Below are 19,410 nucleotides of genomic sequence, written 5' to 3'. Positions count from 1 at the left end.
CAACGTGACGCGCGAGACTATCGGCGCCGCTTCTTCTTCGGGGCCGGAGCACGGGTCGGGCGCAGGAACACGGCCGCCAGGACACCGGCGATGACGACGGCGCCCAGGACGTACCAGAGCCAGGTGAAGGACGACGAGGACTCGACGGGTGCCGTGGCGGCCGCCGACGGGGCCGGTGGCGGGGTGCACGTCTTCTCGTCCGGCGTGGGAGTCGCGCCCGCCGCCGCGACGTGCAGCACGCCCTCGCAGCGGCCGATCGCCGGGGTGCCCATGTCGGCGACGACGGTCCAGTCGCCGGGGGTCAGGGTTCCGCTGTACGTCACCGCGTCCCCGTTGCGCTTCAGCGGGGCCGGCCCGACGCGCTCCCCCGCGCTGGACGTGGCCAGCATGGTCATGCCGATCGGCTCGGTCACCGGGTGGCCGTCCTGCCAGACGGCGGTGACCCAGACCGAGCCGGCCCCGTCGCCGTGCAGGGTCAGCACCACCCCGGCGTGGGCGTCGGCCTCCTCGGCGAACCCGAAGACCGCGACGGCGACCGCGAGGACGGTCGCCGTCAGGCACGCCGCAGTCCGGCGCCACAGGGGCGCCGGGCCGGGCGGTTCGTACGGGGGGATCGTCATGCCTGCTGCGGCACCCAGCTCTGGTACTTCGCGCCGGACGCCTTCTGCAGCACCAGCAGTCGGCTGCCGAAGTACTGGCTGTTGCTCACCCCGACCACCAGGCCCGACGGCGAGGTGAGGGCGAATCCGCTGTCGGTCTTGGTGACGGTCCACTTCAGCGCGGCGTTGCAGTCCGTCTGCACCACCGTGGAGCCCGCCGCGTCCTTGTTGCCCGCGGTGCTCAGGCACTCGTTGGTCGCCTTCGAGCGGATCAGGAACGCGTTGCCGGCGGCCTCGAGCTTCCACTGCTGGTTGGCGCCGTTGTGCCGGCTGTACAGGATGACCGGCGTGCCGGCCGCCCGCCGCGCACCGAAGAGGTCCACGACCCCGCCGGTCAGGCTGTTGCCGAACACCATCCACGCCCCGGCGGCCGGGGACGCGGCCGCGGCGGTGTGCACCGCGACGGTCTTGGTCCACGGGGTCAGGGTGCGGTTCTGCGAGAGCGAAACCCCGACCTGATAGTCGGTGTCGGCGCGCATGCCGACGATCCGGACGTTGGTCGCGGGGGTGACGCCGATGGTGCGGCCGTTGACCTGGATCGCGTACCGGGAACCGGCCCCGGCCGAGTCGAAGGACAGGCGAACAGAGGTCGCGTCGATAGCACTGGTCCGAAGCTCCTTCAGGCCGCCGGTGGACGTCTTGGTGGGCGTCGGCGTCGGCTGGGCCGTCTTCGTCGGAGTCGGCGAGGCGGTGGTCTTCGTCGGCGTCGGAGTCGGCGAGGACGTGGTCTTCGACGGGGTCGGCGTCGGAGAGGCGGTCGTCTTCGTCGGCGTGGGGTTCGCGGTCGCCGTCGGGGTCGGGGGCGGAGTGGTGCCGCCGCCGCCGGCGATCAGGAACTGGTTGTTGGCCACGTTCCAGTTGTTCGCCAGGTAGCTGCCCGGGCTCGGGTTGGTGTTGTAGTAGTCGTCGTGGTTGCAGTCGAGCCGGTTCTCGTGCTTCTCGTCCGCGCACTTGACGGCCGTCTTGAGGCCGCCCGAGTCGTTGTAGCACATGATGTCGTGCTCGTCGAGGCAGTGACCGGCCTTGCTGGAGTTCGGCGCGTTGTTGTTCACGGCGCCGAGGTTGTGGCCCAGCTCGTGGGCGGCGACGCTGGCCGCCCAGCAGCCGCTGTCGCTGCGGCCGTAGCCCGGGCCGCCGTTGCTGCGGTTCTTCTCGCCCGGCTGGGTGTCACCGGCGAAGGTGCCGATGCCGCAGTACACGGTGGCGTCACCGAAGATCACGTACTTGCGGTCGGTGCGGTTGTAGCCCAGCGCCTTCAGCCCGTTGATGGTGGCGTCGAAGGTGGCCATGCCACCCGCCCCGAGCTCGACCTCGCGGATGTCGACCTTGCAGTCCGGGGTGGTCACGAAGCGCACGTGGCGCTCGCCGCCGGTCTCCTGGGCGCTCGCGTTGTAGATCGTCTCGATGCCGGCCGACCAGGTCCGGAAGGACTCGAGGTACTCCCCGAAACGGCTCTTGGTGTTGACGTCGCGCACGTAGAGCACCTGCACGCGCTTGCCGGTCACGCCGTCGCCGTCGCACACGACACCGCTCGCGCCGACCGCGGCGGCGGTGGAGCCGTCGGCGGCGACCGCGTCCGGAACGACCGCGAAGCCACCGTCGGCGCCCTCGGCCACGTTCTCGTCGGCGAGCACCGTCTGCTCCTGGGGAGCGGCGGCGGTGTCGGCGGGCGGCAGGTCGTCCTTGGTCACCGCGGCGACGGCCTTGACCTGGGTGCGGACGCTCAGGCCGGTCGGCGGGACGTCGGGGCCGTGGCTGCACTGGTCGCGCTCGGTGAGCTGGTAGCCACCGACGCAGGGCTCGCCCTTCTTCGCCGGGGTCAGGCCCTCGTAGATCAGGCCCTGCTCGGGGTTGTCCCCGGGGACCTGGGAGATCGCGGTCGGTTCGCGGTCCCGCTCGTGGAAGAGGGTCTGGAAGGCGCCGGGTCCGGCGATGGCCGCGCCGGCGCCGAGCACGACGACGGCAGCCGCCGTCACGATGCGGCGCACGGGGCGGCGGGGCTTGTCGGGTCGCGCTTGCACGCTCGGATCCTCCGGGAGGGGAAAGAGGCGCGCGGCGAGGACCGGCACAGGGCAGAGGTACCGATCCTCACCGCGCGCGGGACGACCGGCCTTCGAGGGTGGCAAGGCGGATGAGTGCCGGGCGTCCACGTGGGAACGCGCTGACCATAGCCAGGTGGCACCGGCCCGTTCCACCTGGAACGGGCCAGTTAAGACAGTTCTAAGTGAAAGTTGTTCCAGTCATATGTACGGGTGTCTGCCTATGCCGAGCGGCGGCGGGATCGACGCTCGTTGGGCTCGCGGGACAGCCGCCCGACCAGCCAACGCGACGGCGGCGGGGCGTCCTTCGGGGCCGGGTCGGCGTCGGTCATGACGATCACCACGCTGGCCCCGCCGAGGGCCGAGCTGGTGCCGATGTTCACGGTGCCGTTGCCGGCGATCGCGACCCGCTTGACGATGTCCAGGCCCAGCCCGGTCGAGCCCTGCTGGCTCTCGCCGCGCTGCATGGCCAGTTCCGGGTCGGGGATGCCGGGGCCGCCGTCCTCGACGCGCAGCACGACGTAGCCGTCCTCGCGCCGGGTCACCGCCACCTCGAACGGCACGCCCTGCGGGGTGTAGCGGATCACGTTGCCGATCAGCGCGTCCAGGGCCGCGGCCAGCTCGCCCTTGGGCACGTTGACCGGGGCCGGGGCGTCGGTGCCGATCGCCTTGCAGTCGCGCTCCTGGTCACCGGCGACGGCCGACCAGAACATCATCCGGTCGCGGACCACCTCGGCCACGTCGCAGCCCTCGTCGCCGATCGAGGCGGCCGCCCCGTCGACCCGCTCGCCCTTGTCGGGGGTCGGCGAGTGCGCGTCGATGGGCTCCCGCATGGCCCGGATGAGCTTGTCCACCTCGACCTCGAGGGCGGCGATGGCGTCGCGGATGCGCTCGGCGTCCTGGGAGTCGTCGAGGGTCTCGGCGTCCAGGCGCAGCGCGGTCAGCGGGGTGCGCAGCCGGTGCGAGAGGTCGGCGACCAGCTCGCGCTCGTTGGACAGCAAGGCCATGATCCGGTCGGCCATGACGTTGAGCGCGAAGCTCGCGTCGGCCAGCTCGGCCGGGCCCTGCGGATCGATGCGGACGTCGAGGTACCCCTCGCTGAGCGCCCCGGCCGCGCCCGCCAGCTGCCGCGCGGACATGATGATCCGCGAGGCCAGCCGGTCGGCGACCCAGACCGAGGCGATGATCAGCCCGAGCGCGACGGCGCCGAGGGCCCACCAGGCGCCCGCGACCCCGTTGGACAGCTCCGACTCGGGGATGAAGACCTCCACGACGGTCGTGCGGCCCTCGCCGAGGTCGACCGGCTCGAGGTACGACTGGCCGCCCTTCACCTCGGCGACGACGGGCGCGGCGGCGTCCGCGGCCCGGGTCAGGTCGGCCGGGGCCGCGTGCCCCATGCCGATCTCCGCGCCGGCCTGCCCGAGGTTGTGCACGGAGACGCGCGTGACCGCCGGGCCGCCGGTGCTGGCGATGGCCCGCTCGATGCTCAGCGGGTCGGTGGTCACGGTGAGCACCGCCACGACCACGGCGGTCTGGCGTTCGGCGTCGGCGAGCGCACGCTCGCGGGCGAGCTGCTGGACGACGAGTCCCAGCGGGATCAGGAAGGCGAGCGCCACCATCGTGGTGACCGCCGCGGAGACGTAGGCGAGGGTGCGCCTCAGTCCGGGGCGCTGAACCTGAAGCCCACGCCCCGCACGGTGTGCAGGTATCTGGGCGCTGACGCGCTCTCGCCAAGTTTCCGGCGTAGCCAGTACAGATGCACGTCGATCGTCTGGTCCTCGCCCACTGAGGGTTGCCGCCATACCTCCTCCAACAGCTCACGGCGTGAGACCACCCGGCCGGGCCGGGCGGCGAGGTACGCCAGCAGGTCGAACTCCTTGCGGGTCAGGGTCAGCGGCTCGCCGTGCAGGTATGCCTGGCGCTGGCCGATGTCCACCCGCAAGCCTCCCACCTCGATGGCGGTGGGCTCCTCGCGACTCGCCCGTCCCGTGCGGCGCAGCACGGAGGTCATCCGGGCGTCCAGGTGGGCCGAGGTGAACGGCTTGATCATGTAGTCGTCGGCGCCCGCCTTGAGCAGCCGGACGATCTCCGCCTCGTCGTCGCGGGCGGTGGCGATGATGATCGGCGTGTCCGCGATCCCGCGCAGCATGCGCAGCGCGTCGGCGCCGTCCAGGTCGGGCAGACCGAGGTCGAGCACGACCAGGTCAGGGGTCTCGGCAGCGAAGCGGCGCAGGGCTTCCAGGGCCGTGCCGACCGCGTGCACCGTGTGACCCCGGTCGGTCAGGGAACGCAGCAGGGCGCCCCGCACGACATGGTCGTCCTCAACCAGCAACACCGTGGCCATGCAGAGAAGGTACTGCCTATGTCCAGTGGCAGCCCCTGTGGTCTATGGACGAATCCGACATGTACTAATTTTCGACAGGCGACATCGCCCGTTCGCCACAACTTCCACGCGAACGGGTACTGCCCAGTGGCTGCTCGCAGTACAAACGACAACCATGACTGTCGATGCTGCCGTGACCCGGCGCGCTCTGCTCATCGCCGGGGGTGCCGCCGCGGCCGCCGTCGCCGTGGCGACCCAGGCCTCCGCCGCCACCCCGCTCTTCGTGCACGGGGTGGCCTCCGGTGACCCGCTGCCGGACGGGATCCTGCTGTGGACCCGGGTCACGCCCACCGCCCAGGCGACCCCTGGCTCCGGCGTCGGTCCGGCCACCACCGTCACCTGGCAGGTCGCCACCGATCCCGGGTTCGCCGCCGTGGTCCGGTCCGGCGAGTTCCTGACCGGGCCGGAGCGCGATCACACGGTGAAGGTGGATGTGCGCGGACTGCAACCGGCCACGACCTACTGGTACCGGTTCGGGGTGGCCGGGCAGTGGTCGGGGACCGGGCGGACGTTGACCGCGCCCGCCGACGATGCCGCTGTTGCCCTGCTGCGGCTGGGAGTGGTGTCGTGCTCGAACTGGGAGGCCGGCTACTTCGCGCCCTACCGGCTCCTCGCCCAGCGCGGGGACCTGCAGGCGGTCGTGCACCTGGGCGATTATCTGTACGAGTACGCGTCGGGCGGGTTCACCGCCGGTGGGACGGTCGTGCGGCAGGCCCAGCCGACCCACGAGATCGTCTCGCTGGCGGATTATCGGATCCGGCATGCGCAGTACAAGACGGATCCTGACGCACAGGCGCTGCACGCCGCGGTGCCGTGGATCATCACGTGGGACGACCACGAGGTGGCCAACGACATGTGGGCCGGCGGGGCCGAGAACCACGACCCGGCGACCGAGGGCTCCTTCGCCGCCCGGGTGGCCGCGGCCCGGCAGGCCTATGCCGAGTGGATGCCGGTGCGGCTGGCTGACGACGGGCACATCTACCGGCGGGTGCGGTTCGGGAAGCTGGCCGAGCTGAGCATGCTGGACCTGCGCTCGTACCGGTCGCAGCAGGCGTCCGGGGGCGCCGTCGACGACCCCGCGCGCACGATCACCGGGGACGACCAGATGAGCTGGCTCAAGCAGGGGCTGGCCGCGTCGACCGCGCAGTGGAAGATCGTCGGCAACCCGGACATGATCGCCCGGGTCGACGTCGGCACCCTGCCGGCCTGGCTGCTCGGCCCGGTCGGCAAGCTGCTCGGCATCCCGTCCAACGGGTACGCGATCAACACGGATCAGTGGGACGGGTACAACGCCGACCGTGACGAGCTGGTCAACCACCTGCGGGCCAACAACGTCCGCGACACCGTGTTCATCACCGGCGACATCCACACCAGCTGGGCGAACGAGCTGACCACGCTGTCCACGCTCAACTCCCCCACCGCCGTCGAGTTCGTGGTGCCGTCGATCACCAGCGACAACGTCAACGACTTCGTCGGCGTGCCGCCGGGGCTGGTCGGCCCGATCGCGGCGAGCATCGTGCGCGCCGCCAACCCGCACGTGAAGTGGGCCGAGCTGGACGGCCACGGCTACGGCGTGCTGGAGGTCCGCCCCGACTCGTGCCGCATGGACTGGTACCACGTCCGGGAGCGCAAGGACCCGAACACCACGGCCACGAAGGTCAAGTCGTACAAGGTGAACAAGGGCGTCTCGCGCCTCGTCGCAGGCTAGACGTGCTCGGGCCGGATGCCCACGCCGATCACGCGGGCGGGAAGCGTGCGCAGCGGTGGGTAGCGGTCCAGCAGGCGGACGGGCAGCGGTGGCCGGCTCGGGCGGCCGGTCACCGCGGGGAACAGCACGCCCCGCTGCATCGCGCGCTGGACGAGCTGGGTGCCCGCGGTCGGCAGGGCGCGGCGGCGCTGGACGGCGGCGAGTTCGCGGTCGGTCGGCGGGCGGCCCTGGTCGAACGCGGCGCCGATCACGCGGGCGGCGGCCACCGCGTCCTGGATGGCCAGGTTGATGCCGACGCCGCCGACCGGGGACATGGCGTGCGCCGCGTCGCCGATCAGGAGGGCGCCGGGGACGCTCCAGCGGTACAGGCGGTCCATGCGCACGGTCAGGGTGTGCACGTCGTCCCAGGAGTGCAGCTCGCCGACCCGGTCGGCCAGCCACGGGATGCTCGCGGCGATCCCGGCCCGGAACTCGGAGAGCCCGGCGGCCCGGATGCGCTCGTCGCCGCCCTTCGGGACGACCCAGCCCAGCTGCCAGTACTCGCCGCGGTCGATGCCGATGAAGAGCCGTCCGTCGCCGACCTGGCCGGCCAGGCCCTCGGGATCCCCGGGCGAGCGCGGCAGGCGGAACCACAGCACGTCGATGGGCGCGCCGAAGTCCTTGGAGCGCAGTCCGAGCTCCCGCCGTACCGTCGAATGGCGCCCGTCGCACGCGACCGTCAGCGGGGCGGCGACCTCGACCGGGCCCTGCGGCGTCTGGGCCGTCACGCCGACCACGCGCCGGTCGCGGCGGTTGACGGCCGTCACCTCACAGCGCCGGTACAGCGCGAAGTCCCCGTGCCGCGCCAGCAGTTCGAGGAAGTCCCACTGCGGGAGCATCATGACGTACGGATGCGGGACGTTCAGGCGGTTGAAGTCGGCCGGGTGGAACGTGCCGCCGCCCTCGTAGCTGATCCGGAAGTCGCGCACGATGCGGTGCGGGAGCTGCGCCAGCTCCTCGCCCAGGCCGAGTTCGTCCATGAGCTGCAGCGTGGACGGGTGCACGGTGTCGCCGCGGAAGTCGCGCAGGAACGTCTCGTGCTTCTCCAGCACCACGGTGTCGATCCCGCGCCGGCCCAGCAACAGCGCGAGGACCAGGCCCGCGGGGCCGCCGCCGACGACGCACACATCTGCCTTGACCAGCATCACGAACCTTCCAGCAACCGCCCGATGATCTCCAGCGCCTGTTCCACGTCCGGCTCGCCGTCCGCGATGGCGTCGGCGTACAGGAAACTCTCCCCGATCCGCACGACGACAAACGCCAGCGTGCGCGCATCGAGTCTTGGGGCAAAAGCCCCAGTCGCGATCTCCTCCCGGATCAGCCCCTCGAGGTGGGCGACGACCCGCCCCTGCACGATGCCCCGTTTCGAGGTCAGAATGCGCAGCGCCGCCTCCGGCTCGGTGGCCAGGAAGTGCCGCAGGGCCGGCTGGTCCTGCACGGCGTTGAGGAAGTGCCCGATCATCGCCACGATCCGGTCGGCGCCGCGGCGGCCCTCGACCGCGCGGACGGCCCGGTCCAGGTTGCGGTCGGTGAGGTACCACAGCACGTGCCCGAGCACCTGATCCCGCCCGCCCGCGCGCCGGTACAGGGTGGCCCGGCCGATCCCGAGCTCGGCGGCGAGCGAGCGCATGTCGACGCGCTGCTGGGCGAGGAACCGCTTCAGCGCCGCGTCGAAGACCTCATCCGGCGGCATGGGCCGGCTCGGCGTGCAGGGTCGCCGGGTCGGTGTTCGCCCCGCACAGCACCACCACGGCCGTGCCCGGCTCCTCGACCAGCGCCAGCCCGGCGAGCGCGGCCGCCGCACCGTGCTCCACCGCGAGCCGGTGCTCCTGCCACAGCCGCCGGCGCGCGGCCACGATCGCCGCATCGCTCACGAGGATGCTTTCGACCTTATGGTGTACCGCCAAATCGAACGCGATCCCGCCCACCCGACGCGCACCGAGCGAGTCACCGGCCACACTGTCGACGGGAACGTCCACCGGCGCTCCCGCGGCCAGGGCGGCGTGCAGCGTCGGCGCCCCCTCCGGCTCGACCGCCACGATCCGCGCCCGGTCGCCGACCGCCGCCGCGACCCCGCCGACGAGCCCGCCCCCGCCGACCGCGACGACGACCGTGTCGGCCGGCGGCAGCTCCAGCGCGAGGGTGCCCTGCCCGGCCACGATCTCCGGCTGGTCGTACGCGTGCACGAACAGCGCCCCGGTCTCGGCCACCCGCACCATCGAGGCGGCATGGGCCTCCGCGTACTCCCGGCCGTGCTGCTCCACCCGCGCGCCGAGCTCCTTGAGCCGGGCCACCTTCGTCGCGGGCGCGGTCAGCGGCACGAACACCTCCGCCGGCACTCCCAGCGTCGCCGCCGCGTACGCCACCCCGAGCCCCGCATTGCCACCCGACGCGACGACCACCCCGGCCGCAGGCAGCACGCCCTCCTCGCGGGCGGCCAGGATCCGGTTGAACGCGCCGCGCGCTTTGAACGACCCGCTGTGCTGGAGCAGTTCGAGCTTGAACCACAGGCCGGGCCGCACCTCGTACGACGGCGTGGACCGCACGAACGAACCGATCCGCCGCGCCGCGGCCTCGACGTCTCCCCTGTTCACCACCTGATCACCCTATGTCCTTGCGCAGCGGAAGGTCGGAGCGCTGTATGGGCGCCTTGGCGGCGGGGTTGGACCGTCGAATGTCCTGAAAAGCGGTGGGGGAGCTTCGCTCCACCCACACCCCCTCAACACCGCACCGAGTCTTATTCGCCGTGGCGGCCCTCGCCGGCTATGAAGCGGGCGGCACCTTGCCGTGCGCCACTCGCCAGGGAGGCCACTCCCCGTTCGTACTCGATTGCCAGGCCTTCCTCGACTGTGCGGCCCAGCGACTCGTACAGGGCGCTGCGGTCGTTGCGCAGGCACTCCTGCGGCAGCGCGGACAGTTGCACGGCCAGCGCCTCGGCCGCCTCGCGGGCGGTTCCCGGCGGAACCACCCGGTCGGCCAGGCCGATGCGCAGTGCCTCCTGGGCGTCGACGGGGCGGCCGGTCAGGATCAGGTCGAGGGCGCGGCCGGCCCCGATCAGCCGGGGCAGGCGCACGGTGCCGCCGTCGATGAGGGGGACGCCCCAGCGGCGGCAGTACACGCCGAAGATCGCGTCTTCCTCGACGACCCGGAGGTCGCACCAGATCGCCAGCTCCAGCCCGCCGGCGACCGCGTGGCCGGACACCGCGGCGATCACCGGCTTGGAGAGCCGCATGCGGGTCGGGCCCATCGGACCGTCGCCGTCCGGCTCCACGCGGTTCGAGAAGGCTTTCAGGTCGGCTCCGGCGCAGAAGCTGCCCCCGGCGCCCCAGAGCACGGCCACGTCGAAGTCGGGGTCGGCGTCGAACTCGCGGAACGCCGTCGCCAGGGCCTCCGCGGTCGGCCCGTCCACCGCGTTGCGGACCTCCGGCCGGTCCAGCACGACGGTCCACACCCGGTCTCGGCGCTCAACACGAACGGTCATACGGGCTAGTGTCGTAGATATGGCGCAGTTCCAGCGGGAGACGTCATCCCGCGGCGAGTTCGTCCGTCAGCCCAACCACTTCACCGGCCGGATCGCCGCCGAGTCGGACTCCGCGCCCGGCGAGGGCCCCGACGAGCGGGGGCGGTGGCCGCTGGAGCCCGGGCGGTACCGGCTGATCTGGTCCCGGGCCTGCCCGTGGGCCCACCGCGCGGTCATCGTCCGCGGCCTGATGGGCCTGGAGGACGCGCTCTCCCTGGGCACCGTCGACCCGATCCGCGACGAGCGCGGCTGGCGCTTCTCCCTCGACCCCGGCGGCCGCGACCCGGTGCTCGGCATCGAGTTCCTGGCCGAGGCGTACGCCGGCACCGACCCCGCCTACACCGGCCGGGTCACCGTGCCCGCGATCATCGACACCGTCACGGGCTGCGTCGTCACCAACGACTACCCGCAGATCACGCTCGACCTGTCCACCGACTGGGCGCCCCTGGCCACCCGGCGGCCCGAGCTGCTGCCGGCCGCGAGCCGGGCCGAGATGGACCAGCTCATGCAGGAGATCTTCGAGGACGTGAACAACGGGGTGTACCGCTGCGGCTTCGCCACCACGCAGGAGGCCTACGACCAGGCGTACGAGCGCCTGTTCGCCCGCCTCGACGACCTCGAGCGGCGGCTGGCCGTCCGGCGCTTCCTCATGGGCGAGCACATCACCGAGGCCGACGTGCGCCTGTTCACCACGCTGGTGCGCTTCGACGCCGTGTACCACACGCACTTCAAGTGCAACCGCAACAAACTCGCCGAGATGCCGAGCCTGTGGCGGTACGCGCGGGAGCTGTACGGCACGCCCGGCTTCGGCGAGACCGTCGACTTCGACCAGATCAAGCGCCACTACTTCGGCACCCACGCCAACCTGAACCCGTCAGGCGTCGTGCCGAAGGGCCCTGATCTGTCGGCCTGGATCGCCTAGGGCTTCTCGCCCGACTTCTGTTCCGCCTGTCGTACTTCCTGCGTCTCCCCCCGCAGCCGCTTCGCGGACGGCAGGTAGAGCTCCTCGGCCACGCTGAGCAGGCCGCCGTGCAGGTTGCGCCGCCGGATGCGCCGGGCCAGCAGTACCAGCCCGGCGCACACCACAGCGAGACCCGCGAGCACGAGGAGAGGCTCCACGGCCCCGATACTATCGGCGCGCGTAACCCCGCCGGCGCCGGTTGCTCCACCGGCTCGACGTCCAGGTGCCCGCACCCGCCAGGTGCAGCGCGATGCACAGGAAGCCGGCCAGGCTCAGCGTCCCGGCATCGAGCACCGGCCCGGTGTCGGCACCGAGCAGATCAAGCAGAAGGGCTACCGCGAACAGGATCGCGGCGATCACAGCGAACACGTCAGCCTCCGGGGATTCACGTCGGTGTTGACCGCTGTCTACCCAGGCGCGCGAAAACCTAATCGATGCCCAGAAGTGCGTGCAGCCCCTCCTGCCCCGCCTTCGTGACCTTGACGGCCCTGGTGGTCCCGATCCGTACCACCCACCGCCGCTCCAGCAACCGCTCGCACAGCCGCGCCCCCGCCACCCCGGCGAGGTGCGGGCGCCGCTCGGTCCAGTCGATGCATCCCCTGGCCAGCGGCCGGCGTTTCGCCTGCAGCACGATGTCGAGCTCGTCGCCCAGCCAGCCCAGGCCCGCCTCGGTGATCGCGAACCCGCCCCGCTGATCGATGAACCCGCGCGCCGTCATCGCATCGGCCACCGCGACCCCCAGTTCGCCGGCCAGGTGGTCGTAGCAGGTCCGCGCCCGCTTCATCGCCGCCGACGCCGCCGCCTGCCGCAACCCCCGAGGCGGCGTCCGATCGGGCTCGAGCCGCGCGGAGAGATCCTCGATGAGCTGCGCGGCCTCGGCATCGGCGAGCCGGACGTACCGGTGCCGGCCTTGCCGCTCCTCCTGCAGCAGCCCCCCGTCGACCAGCCGATCGAGGTGCTCGGTGGCGGTGGACCGGGCCACCCCGGCGTGCGCGGCGAGTTCCCCGGCGGTCCAGGCACGGCCGTCGAGCAGCGCGAGGCACATCGCCGCCCGCGTCTCGTCCGCCAGCAACATCGCCAGCCCGGCCAACCCACGCGCCTCCGTACTCATACCTCCATCCTCCCCGCCGATGCTTCGGCCACCGCCGCACTATTCTGCGTATGGCCCAATGGCTATACTCAGAAGCATCCCCGGCCACGCAACGCGAGATCGCCCGCGTCCGCGCCCACGAACTCGGCGCCCACTGGGTCGGCTCCTACGAGGACAACGGCATCTCCGCCTACACCGGCGCCGCCCGCCCGTCCCTCGACCGACTCATCGCCGCCTGCCACGCCGGCCTCGTGGACGTCATCATCACGTTCAACATCAGCCGGCTGTCCCGCGCTGACCCGCTCGACGTCGTCCCGGTGCTGATCGACCTGCTCGACCGCGGCGTCACGATCGTCTCGATCGTCGAGGGCGAGTTCCGGCGCGGCAACGCCTCGGACCTGATCCGCCTCGTCGCCGGGCTCAACGCCGCGCACGCCGAATCCAGGAGCAAGAGCGCGGCTGTCAGCGCCGTGAAGGCCGCCGCCCGCGAACTTGGTGGGTACTTGTCGGGCAAGGCGCCGTACGGATTCGCGCTCGCTCCGGAGACCCGGCACACCGCCGACGGCGACCCCTTCGTCATCCAGCGCCTCGCCCGCCGCGACGACGAGGCCGCCGTGATCCGCCACGTCGTCGGGCGCCTGCTCGACGCCGACTCCCCCGCCACGCTGACCGGCATCGCCGCCGCCCTGAACGCCGACGGCATTCCGACCCGGGGCGCCACCGTCGGCAAGCAGACCGCGAACAGCGCCTGGTGTCTGCGCACGCTCGACCGCATCGTCCGCGACCCGCGTGTCGCCGGCTTCGCGGCCGAGGTCGTCTACGCCGACCGGACGCGACCCGACGGCCGCCCGAGCGCGAGCGTCGCCGGCTATCGCATCGTTCGCGATCCGGACGGCCGCCCGATCGAGGCGCACCCCCGGATCATCGACCCGGAGACCTGGTTCCGCCTGCAGCACCGGCTGGACCGACGCCCGACCCGAGCGGCGCCGCTCGACCCGCCCCGGCCTGCCCTGCTGTCGGCGCTTGGCATCCTCTACTGCGAGTGCGGCGCCGCCATGAAGTCGCACCGCAACACCCGGCACGGCTTCCGCCCGGCGTACCGGTGCACCCGGCCCAGAGGTGTACGCCGGCCCGGCGACCACGCCGGCGATTGCACCATCTCGCAGCGCGCGCTGGACGAGCACGTCGTCGGGAACGTCTTCGCGCACGCCACTGGAAGCGACCGGTCCTGGTGGAGCGGGGCGCCGCTGGACGAGCGCCGCGCGTTCGTCGCCCTGCTCGTCCGGCGCATCACGGTCACCAAGGCGCCCGGCCCGGGATGCAGGGCGCCCGTCGCCGAGCGCGTCTCGATATTGTTGACTTGCGGAATACTTGTCTCGCAAGTATCGTTTGCTCAGGCGAAACCAGCCGCATCCCTGGAGGCGTGACATGCCCGCGATCACGGTCGACAACGTTCTTGCACTGCCGCGCGTCGCCACACCCGATCCGGTGGCGTCCCAGCCGCGTCCGGTGATCTCCGTGACGACGGCTCCCAAGGGATACGAGGGCGAGGGCTTCCCGGTCCGCCGGGCATTCGCCGGTGTCGACCTCCGCCGACTCGACCCGTTCATCCACATGGATCAGATGGGTGAGGTGCTCTACCCGGCCGGCGAGGCGAAGGGAACCCCGTGGCACCCGCACCGCGGCTTCGAGACGGTCACCTACATCATTGACGGCGAGTTCGTCCACCACGACTCCAACGGCGGCGGTGGCACCATCACCAACGGCGACACGCAGTGGATGACGGCCGGCTCCGGGATCCTGCACATCGAGACCCCGCCCGAGCACCTCGTCGTCAGCGGCGGCCTCTTCCACGGCTTCCAGCTGTGGGTGAACCTGCCGAAGGCGGACAAGCTCGCCGCGCCGCGGTATCAGGACATCCGGGGTAGCCACGTGTCGCTGCTGACCTCACCCGACGGCGGGTCGCTGCTGCGCGTGATCGCCGGTGAGCTCGACGGGCATGCGGGGCCGGGCGTCACGTACACGCCGATCACGCTCATCCACGCGACCATCTCGCCCGGGGCGTCGCTGACGCTGCCGTGGCGCAAGGACTTCAACGCGCTCGCGTACACCCTGGCCGGCAAGGGCACCGTCGGGACCAAGGGGCGCCCGGTGGAGCTCGGCCAGCTGGCCGTCTTCGGCGAGGGTGACAGCATCACGGTGACCGCCGACGCCAAGCAGAACCCGGACCACCCCACGATGGACGTGCTGTTCCTCGGCGGTCAGCCGATCCGGGAGCCCGTGGTGGCGTATGGTCCGTTCGTCATGAACACCAAGGCCGAGGTGATGCAGGCGTTCGAGGACTACCAGGCCGGTCGGCTCGGCAGCATCCCCGCGGCGCACGCGCACGTTCGGGGAGAGGCGTCCTGAGTGGACTTCGAGGTCAGCGACAACGCCGGGGAACACCGGTACGAGATTCGCGTCGACGGGGAGAAGGCCGGGTTCGCCTACTACCGCCTCGACGGGGACACGGTGACGTTCACGCACACCGAGGTTGAGCCGCAGTACGAGGGGCAGGGGGTCGGCAGCAAGCTGGCCAACGGGGCCCTGACCCTCGCCAAGGACGCGGGGCTGAACATCATCGCCCAGTGCCCGTTCATCGCGGCCTACATCAAGAGGCACCCCGAGCTGGCATAGGCAGCTTGATCCAGTTGGGATAGAAGGCGGCCAGCTCGGTGTTGATCCGGTCGGTGACCGGGGTGAGCAGTTCGGCCAGGCGCTCGGTCCGCTGCGGGCCGAGCGTCTGCCATGGGCGCGCGGCGAGCTGGTCGGTGGTCTCTTCGAGGATTCGGTACGCCGAGCGCGCCTTCTCCGACGCCGTGCCCTCGCTGTCGAGGTAGCCGCGCTGGTGGAGCCGGGTGCGGGCGGCGTCCCACTCCTCGTCGGTCCAGCCGCGGGACGGCTGGGCCATCTTGCGTCCGCGGCCGTCGTTGAGGGCGACCCGCCAGACCATCGCCTCGGCGCCGTCCAGGCCCTCGACGAGCAGGGCCGCGAGGTGACCGTCGCCGCGGTGCTCGCGCAGGATGGTGGCGGCGAGCCAGATCGCGCCGAGGGCGTCGTCGGGCCAGGGCTGGGCGGCGTTGGCGGCGGCGAGGACCCGGCCGTAGGTTTCGGCGCCGGTGGCGGCCTCGCGCAGCAGCGCCGCCATCTCGTCGACGCCGTCGAGGCCCTCCACCGCGGGGGTGAGGGCGCGGCGGGCGCCGTCGAGGCGGGCGGCCAGGGCGGCCTCGGGTGACAGGCGGGTCCACAGCTCGGGCAGCGCCCGTTCGACCATGCGCGGGGCGAAGCCGTAGAAGGCGGCGACGACCGGGGCGGCGCTGACCGGGCCGAGCGGGGCGGCGCGCCCGGCGAAGTACCCGCGCCAGAAGCCGTGCAGTCCCGCCTCCTCGAACGCGGCCCGGCCCTGCGGGGCGAAGTAGGTGACCGCGTGCAACGGTTCGAAGAGCGCCCACATGCGCCGCTCGGTCGACAGCTCTGTCGTCATGGACCTGACGATAGGCGGGTGCGGGCCATGGCAGTACCGCCGGGGCCCGCAGGTTTGTCACACCGTCTTGCGTTACAGGGCCGGGGCGCCGCGTGGAAATCCGGTGTGGCGCCGCTCACAGAAGTGGTGTACGAAACGGTTTCGTTTCGCTCGGGTTCGCGCGCTAGGTTCGGACTCGTGACCGTGACCTCCACCAAGGCCGACCGCCGCGCCGCCATCTGCGACGCGGTGTTCGAGCTGCTCGGCGAGGTCGGCTACGACCGGATGACGATGGACGCCGTCGCCGCGCGGGCCCGTGCGAGCAAGGCGACCATCTACCGGGGCTGGCCGAGCAAGCCGGAGCTGGTCATGGAGGCGGTCGAGCACCGGTACGGCGGGGCAGCGCAGCCCCCCGACACCGGCTCCCTCCGCGGCGACCTGTTCGCGCAGCTCAACGCCGTGTGCACGGCCGCGTGCGGGCCGGACGGCGCGGTGTTCACCGGGCTGCTGACGGCGGCGACGCACAACGCGGAGCTGGCCGAGGTCATGTACCGATGTGCGTACTCGACCAAGCACGGCATGTACGAGTCGATGCTCGAACGCGCGGCCGCCCGCGGCGAGGTCCCTCCCGGGACGTCCGCGGACCTGCTGCACGAGGTCCTGCATGCGATGGTCACGAGCCGGCGCATGTGGCAGAACGGTCCCCTCGACGAGGAGTTCGTCGAGCGGCTGGTCGACGGTGTGTTGATGCCGATTCTTCAGCGGGGCTGAAGACTTCACTGGGGGTTTGCCACGTGGCGAACGATGCTGTCCTGACTTCTGACATATCCGTTAAATCATCTTCTTTGGTACCACCTGATCCGCGGCGCTGGCTCGCGCTCGCCGTCATCGCCGTCGCGCAGCTCATGGTCGTGCTCGACGCGACGATCGTGAACATCGCGCTGCCGTCGGCCCAGCAGGCGCTCGACATCTCGACGGCCGACCGGCAGTGGATCGTCACCGCGTACACGCTCACCTTCGGCGGCCTGCTGCTGCTCGGCGGCCGGATCGCCGACTTCTTCGGCCGCAAGCGCACCTTCCTCATCGGCCTGCTCGGCTTCGCGGGCGCTTCGGCGTTGGGCGGGGCCGCGGTGAACGCGGGCACCCTGTTCGCCGCCCGCGGCCTGCAGGGTCTGTTCGGCGCTCTGCTCGCCCCGGCCGCCCTGTCGCTCATCACGGTGACGTTCACCGAGGCCAAGGAGCGCGCCAAGGCGTTCGGCGTCTTCGGCGGCATCTCCGGCGGTGGCGCCGCGATCGGCCTGCTCGCCGGCGGTGTGCTCACGGAGTACGCGGACTGGCGCTGGTGCCTGCTCGTCAACATCCCGATCGCGGTCCTCGCGTTCGTGGCCGCCATCCCGCTCGTGCGCGAGAGCAAGGCGTCGGGGGACACGCGGTACGACATCCCAGGGGCGATTCTCGCCACGGCCGGTCAGGTGGCGCTGGTCTACGGCTTCACCAAGGCGGCGACCGACGGCTGGGGCTCGGGCGTGACGATCGGCTGGCTGGCCTCGGCGGTCGTGCTGCTGGGCGCGTTCCTGTACTGGGAGTCGCGGACGAAGCACCCGCTGCTGCCGCTGCGCGTGCTGTTCGACCGCGACCGGGGCGCGTCCTACCTGGTGTCGATCCTGCTCGGGGCCGGCATGCTCGGCATGTTCCTGTTCATGACGTTCTACCTGCAGCAGACCATGGGCTGGTCGGCCCTGAAGAGCGGCGTGGCGTACATGCCGTTCTCGGGCGGCATCATCGCCGCCGCGGTCATCGCCTCGCGCCTGCTCCCCCGCACCGGCCCGAAGATCCTCATGTCGGTCGGCGGCGTGCTCGCCACCGCGTCGATGATCTGGCTGACCCGCCTCGACCTCGACTCGAGCTACGCGGTGAGCATCCTGCCGGCGTTCGTGGCGATGAGCCTGGGCATGGGCCTGGTCTTCGTGCCGATGTCGAGCCTGGCCCTGGCCGGCATCGCCAACCACGACGCGGGTGTGGCCAGCGCGATGGTGAACACGACCCAGCAGGTCGGCGGCTCGCTCGGCACCGCCCTGCTCAACACCATCTTCACCACGGCGGTGACCGGCTACATCGCGGACCACGCGGCCGGGGCCGGCTCCCCGCTGACCCAGGCGCACGCGGCGATCCACGGCTACAACGTCGCCTTCACGGCGAGCGCCGTGCTCCTGGCGGTGGCCACCGTCCTGGTCATCACGATGGTGCGCAACACCAAGCCGGAAGTGGCCGAGGTGACCCCGGTCCACCTGGGCTGACCGGTGCCCGGGGGCCCGCTCGACGGCGGGCCCCCGGCGCTCAGACCCGCACGAACTTCACCGCGTCCGCGCGGGCGCAGCCGGAGCCGGAGCCGGAGCTGGTGAGCTTCACCGATCCCGAAGTGCCGGAGCCGAAGGTGTACGTCCCGAGGCTCACCCAGCCCGCCGGGCCCGACGTGCCGTTGACCGTCGTGGTGGAGGTCGTCCCTGAGTGCACGACGTCCAGCCGGGTGGCCGGGTCGCTGTTCGCGGCCGCGACCTTGTAGTAGAAGACCTGGTAGGTGCCGGCCGCGCGGAGGTTGGGCCGCCAGGTCGCCGTGTTGCCGGCCGCGCCGCACGCCGAGTAGCGGGTCGGCGAGGCGACCGTCCAGCCGGTCAGCGTGGAGTCGGCCCAGGTGCCGGTCTCCGAGTACCCGTAGGCCGCCGGGCCGTCGTTGTCGACGTAGTAGTCCTTCTGCCAGTACTTCACGTAGTCGAACTGCACCGTCGCCGGCAGTTTCGCCGCGTCCGGGACCGAGCCGTACGCGATGCTCGTGAGCCAGATGTTCGTGTAGTCGTGCGTCCAGTCGCTCGGCAGGTACGGCGCGGTGTAGGCCAGCGCACCGTCCACATAGAACCGCGCGCTCGTCTCGGACCAGTCCAGCCCGTACGTGTGCCACTGCCGGGTGTCCACTGTGGAGCTGTTGTAGGTGGTGCCGTACGACTTGCCGGCCGACACGCCGTTGCCCTTCCACGTCAGCACGCCGTGGTGGATGCGGTTCGGCGTGATCGAGTCGATCTCGAACGCGTCGATCTCGGTGCGCTGCGAGGCCGGGAACGTCGTCGCGCCGTCGCCGGACATGATCCAGAAGCTGCTGTGCCAGCCGGCGCCGTCGTTGAGCTTGGCGCGGGTCTCGTAGTAGCCGTAGCGCAGCGCCTGTTTCGACACGACCCCGCCCCCGGTGTAGTCCTTGCCGCCGAAGGTCTCCTGCTTCAGGGCGATGTTCAGGTTCCCGCCGGACTCGGAGACGTTCTCGGGGCGCTGGGTGCTGTAGGCCTTGCTGTCGGTGCGGTAGTTCCACTTCGCGGTGTCCACGGTGGACGCGTTGAAGTCGTCGGAGAAGACCAGCGTCCAGCCGGTGCCGGTGGGATCGGCATGGGCGACGGCGGCCGGGGTCAGGATCAGGGCGGCGGTGACGAGGACGGTTGCGAGGCGGCGCATCGGTTCCTCCT

The 19,410-nt window shown here is 71.6% G+C and carries 20 protein-coding genes; 7 read left to right on the top strand and 13 right to left on the bottom strand.

All coding sequences use genetic code 11. From position 1 onward, the window contains the following. Window positions 1–17 precede the first annotated feature (17 nt). The 4 genes from ACQP00_RS10490 to ACQP00_RS10475 form a co-directional block, all read right to left on the bottom strand. A complete protein-coding gene (locus ACQP00_RS10490) occupies window positions 18–620 on the bottom strand; it encodes a hypothetical protein (protein ID WP_433217732.1) in 603 nt (200 codons plus the stop codon). Next, the gene (locus ACQP00_RS10485; protein WP_433217730.1) at window positions 617–2,680 is read right to left on the bottom strand and encodes an RICIN domain-containing protein; all 2,064 of its coding nucleotides are present in this window, start codon (window positions 2,678–2,680) and stop codon (window positions 617–619) included. Before ACQP00_RS10485 ends, ACQP00_RS10490 begins: the two co-directional genes overlap by 4 nt. Window positions 2,681–2,919: 239 nt before the next feature. Then, window positions 2,920–4,317: a sensor histidine kinase gene (locus tag ACQP00_RS10480; RefSeq protein WP_433217728.1), complete on the bottom strand. Its 1,398-nt coding sequence runs from the start codon at window positions 4,315–4,317 to the stop codon at window positions 2,920–2,922. Window positions 4,318–4,355: 38 nt separating this feature from the next. After that, window positions 4,356–5,042, bottom strand: coding sequence for a response regulator transcription factor (locus ACQP00_RS10475; protein ID WP_223102380.1), 687 nt, complete (start codon window positions 5,040–5,042; stop codon window positions 4,356–4,358). 154 nt (window positions 5,043–5,196) lie between these two features. Between ACQP00_RS10475 and ACQP00_RS10470 the strand changes: the two genes are divergently transcribed. Next, window positions 5,197–6,789, top strand: a complete 1,593-nt coding sequence (locus ACQP00_RS10470; protein WP_433217726.1) for an alkaline phosphatase D family protein — start codon at window positions 5,197–5,199, stop codon at window positions 6,787–6,789. On the opposite strand, the gene ACQP00_RS10465 is transcribed toward ACQP00_RS10470, so the two are convergent. From ACQP00_RS10465 to ACQP00_RS10450, 4 genes are all read right to left on the bottom strand, one after another. Then, window positions 6,786–7,973 carry an FAD-dependent oxidoreductase gene (locus ACQP00_RS10465; protein ID WP_433217724.1) on the bottom strand — a complete coding sequence of 396 codons (1,188 nt, stop codon included), beginning with the start codon at window positions 7,971–7,973 and terminating at the stop codon, window positions 6,786–6,788. The two genes, ACQP00_RS10470 and ACQP00_RS10465, sit on opposite strands and share 4 nt — an antisense overlap. Next, on the bottom strand, window positions 7,973–8,521 hold the full coding sequence (locus ACQP00_RS10460) for a QsdR family transcriptional regulator (protein WP_433058295.1): 549 nt from the start codon (window positions 8,519–8,521) through the stop codon (window positions 7,973–7,975). Before ACQP00_RS10460 ends, ACQP00_RS10465 begins: the two co-directional genes overlap by 1 nt. Further along, the gene (locus tag ACQP00_RS10455; RefSeq protein ID WP_433217722.1) at window positions 8,508–9,425 is read right to left on the bottom strand and encodes a serine/threonine dehydratase; all 918 of its coding nucleotides are present in this window, start codon (window positions 9,423–9,425) and stop codon (window positions 8,508–8,510) included. The genes ACQP00_RS10460 and ACQP00_RS10455 overlap by 14 nt, the downstream gene beginning before the upstream one ends. A 140-nt stretch (window positions 9,426–9,565) precedes the next feature. Further along, complete coding sequence (locus tag ACQP00_RS10450; protein ID WP_433217720.1) at window positions 9,566–10,309, bottom strand: crotonase/enoyl-CoA hydratase family protein; 744 nt, start codon at window positions 10,307–10,309, stop codon at window positions 9,566–9,568. A gap of 19 nt (window positions 10,310–10,328) precedes the next feature. On the opposite strand from ACQP00_RS10450, the gene ACQP00_RS10445 reads away from it, so the two are divergent. Continuing rightward, entirely contained in the window at window positions 10,329–11,270 is a 942-nt protein-coding gene (locus tag ACQP00_RS10445; protein ID WP_433217718.1) for a glutathione S-transferase family protein, read from the top strand. Here the strand turns inward: ACQP00_RS10445 and ACQP00_RS10440 are convergent. Genes ACQP00_RS10440 through ACQP00_RS10430 form a run of 3 tightly spaced genes read right to left on the bottom strand, consistent with a single transcriptional unit; the run spans window position 11,267 to window position 12,420 of the window. Beyond that, on the bottom strand, window positions 11,267–11,467 hold the full coding sequence (locus ACQP00_RS10440; RefSeq protein WP_433217717.1) for a hypothetical protein: 201 nt from the start codon (window positions 11,465–11,467) through the stop codon (window positions 11,267–11,269). The two genes, ACQP00_RS10445 and ACQP00_RS10440, sit on opposite strands and share 4 nt — an antisense overlap. A 10-nt stretch (window positions 11,468–11,477) precedes the next feature. Beyond that, window positions 11,478–11,678, bottom strand: a complete 201-nt coding sequence (locus ACQP00_RS10435; RefSeq protein ID WP_433217715.1) for a hypothetical protein — start codon at window positions 11,676–11,678, stop codon at window positions 11,478–11,480. A gap of 58 nt (window positions 11,679–11,736) precedes the next feature. Further along, window positions 11,737–12,420 (bottom strand): ArsR/SmtB family transcription factor, encoded by a 684-nt coding sequence (locus ACQP00_RS10430; protein WP_433217713.1) that lies wholly within the window; start codon window positions 12,418–12,420, stop codon window positions 11,737–11,739. 50 nt (window positions 12,421–12,470) lie between these two features. On the opposite strand from ACQP00_RS10430, the gene ACQP00_RS10425 reads away from it, so the two are divergent. Genes ACQP00_RS10425 through ACQP00_RS10415 form a run of 3 tightly spaced genes read left to right on the top strand, consistent with a single transcriptional unit; the run spans window position 12,471 to window position 15,075 of the window. Then, complete coding sequence (locus ACQP00_RS10425) at window positions 12,471–13,826, top strand: recombinase family protein (RefSeq protein WP_433217711.1); 1,356 nt, start codon at window positions 12,471–12,473, stop codon at window positions 13,824–13,826. Between the two features lies 1 nt (window position 13,827). After that, window positions 13,828–14,808 (top strand): pirin family protein, encoded by a 981-nt coding sequence (locus ACQP00_RS10420; protein WP_433217709.1) that lies wholly within the window; start codon window positions 13,828–13,830, stop codon window positions 14,806–14,808. Continuing rightward, complete coding sequence (locus tag ACQP00_RS10415) at window positions 14,809–15,075, top strand: GNAT family N-acetyltransferase (protein ID WP_433217707.1); 267 nt, start codon at window positions 14,809–14,811, stop codon at window positions 15,073–15,075. On the opposite strand, the gene ACQP00_RS10410 is transcribed toward ACQP00_RS10415, so the two are convergent. Next, window positions 15,050–15,922 (bottom strand): SCO6745 family protein, encoded by an 873-nt coding sequence (locus tag ACQP00_RS10410; RefSeq protein WP_433217705.1) that lies wholly within the window; start codon window positions 15,920–15,922, stop codon window positions 15,050–15,052. The two genes, ACQP00_RS10415 and ACQP00_RS10410, sit on opposite strands and share 26 nt — an antisense overlap. Window positions 15,923–16,099: 177 nt before the next feature. Here ACQP00_RS10410 and ACQP00_RS10405 point away from each other — a divergent pair, with 177 nt between their 5' ends. After that, on the top strand, window positions 16,100–16,672 hold the full coding sequence (locus ACQP00_RS10405) for a TetR/AcrR family transcriptional regulator (protein ID WP_433217703.1): 573 nt from the start codon (window positions 16,100–16,102) through the stop codon (window positions 16,670–16,672). A 74-nt stretch (window positions 16,673–16,746) separates the two neighbouring features. Continuing rightward, window positions 16,747–18,198 carry an MFS transporter gene (locus tag ACQP00_RS10400; protein WP_433217701.1) on the top strand — a complete coding sequence of 484 codons (1,452 nt, stop codon included), beginning with the start codon at window positions 16,747–16,749 and terminating at the stop codon, window positions 18,196–18,198. A 40-nt stretch (window positions 18,199–18,238) separates the two neighbouring features. Here the strand turns inward: ACQP00_RS10400 and ACQP00_RS10395 are convergent, their stop codons facing one another. Then, window positions 18,239–19,399 carry a family 16 glycosylhydrolase gene (locus ACQP00_RS10395; protein WP_433217699.1) on the bottom strand — a complete coding sequence of 387 codons (1,161 nt, stop codon included), beginning with the start codon at window positions 19,397–19,399 and terminating at the stop codon, window positions 18,239–18,241. Window positions 19,400–19,410: the final 11 nt, after the last annotated feature.

The organism is Dactylosporangium sp. CS-047395, from assembly GCF_050942185.1.
Lineage (GTDB): Bacteria > Actinomycetota > Actinomycetes > Mycobacteriales > Micromonosporaceae > Dactylosporangium.
Note: the sequence above shows the minus strand (reverse complement) of the source record. Positions and strands in the feature narration are given on the sequence as shown.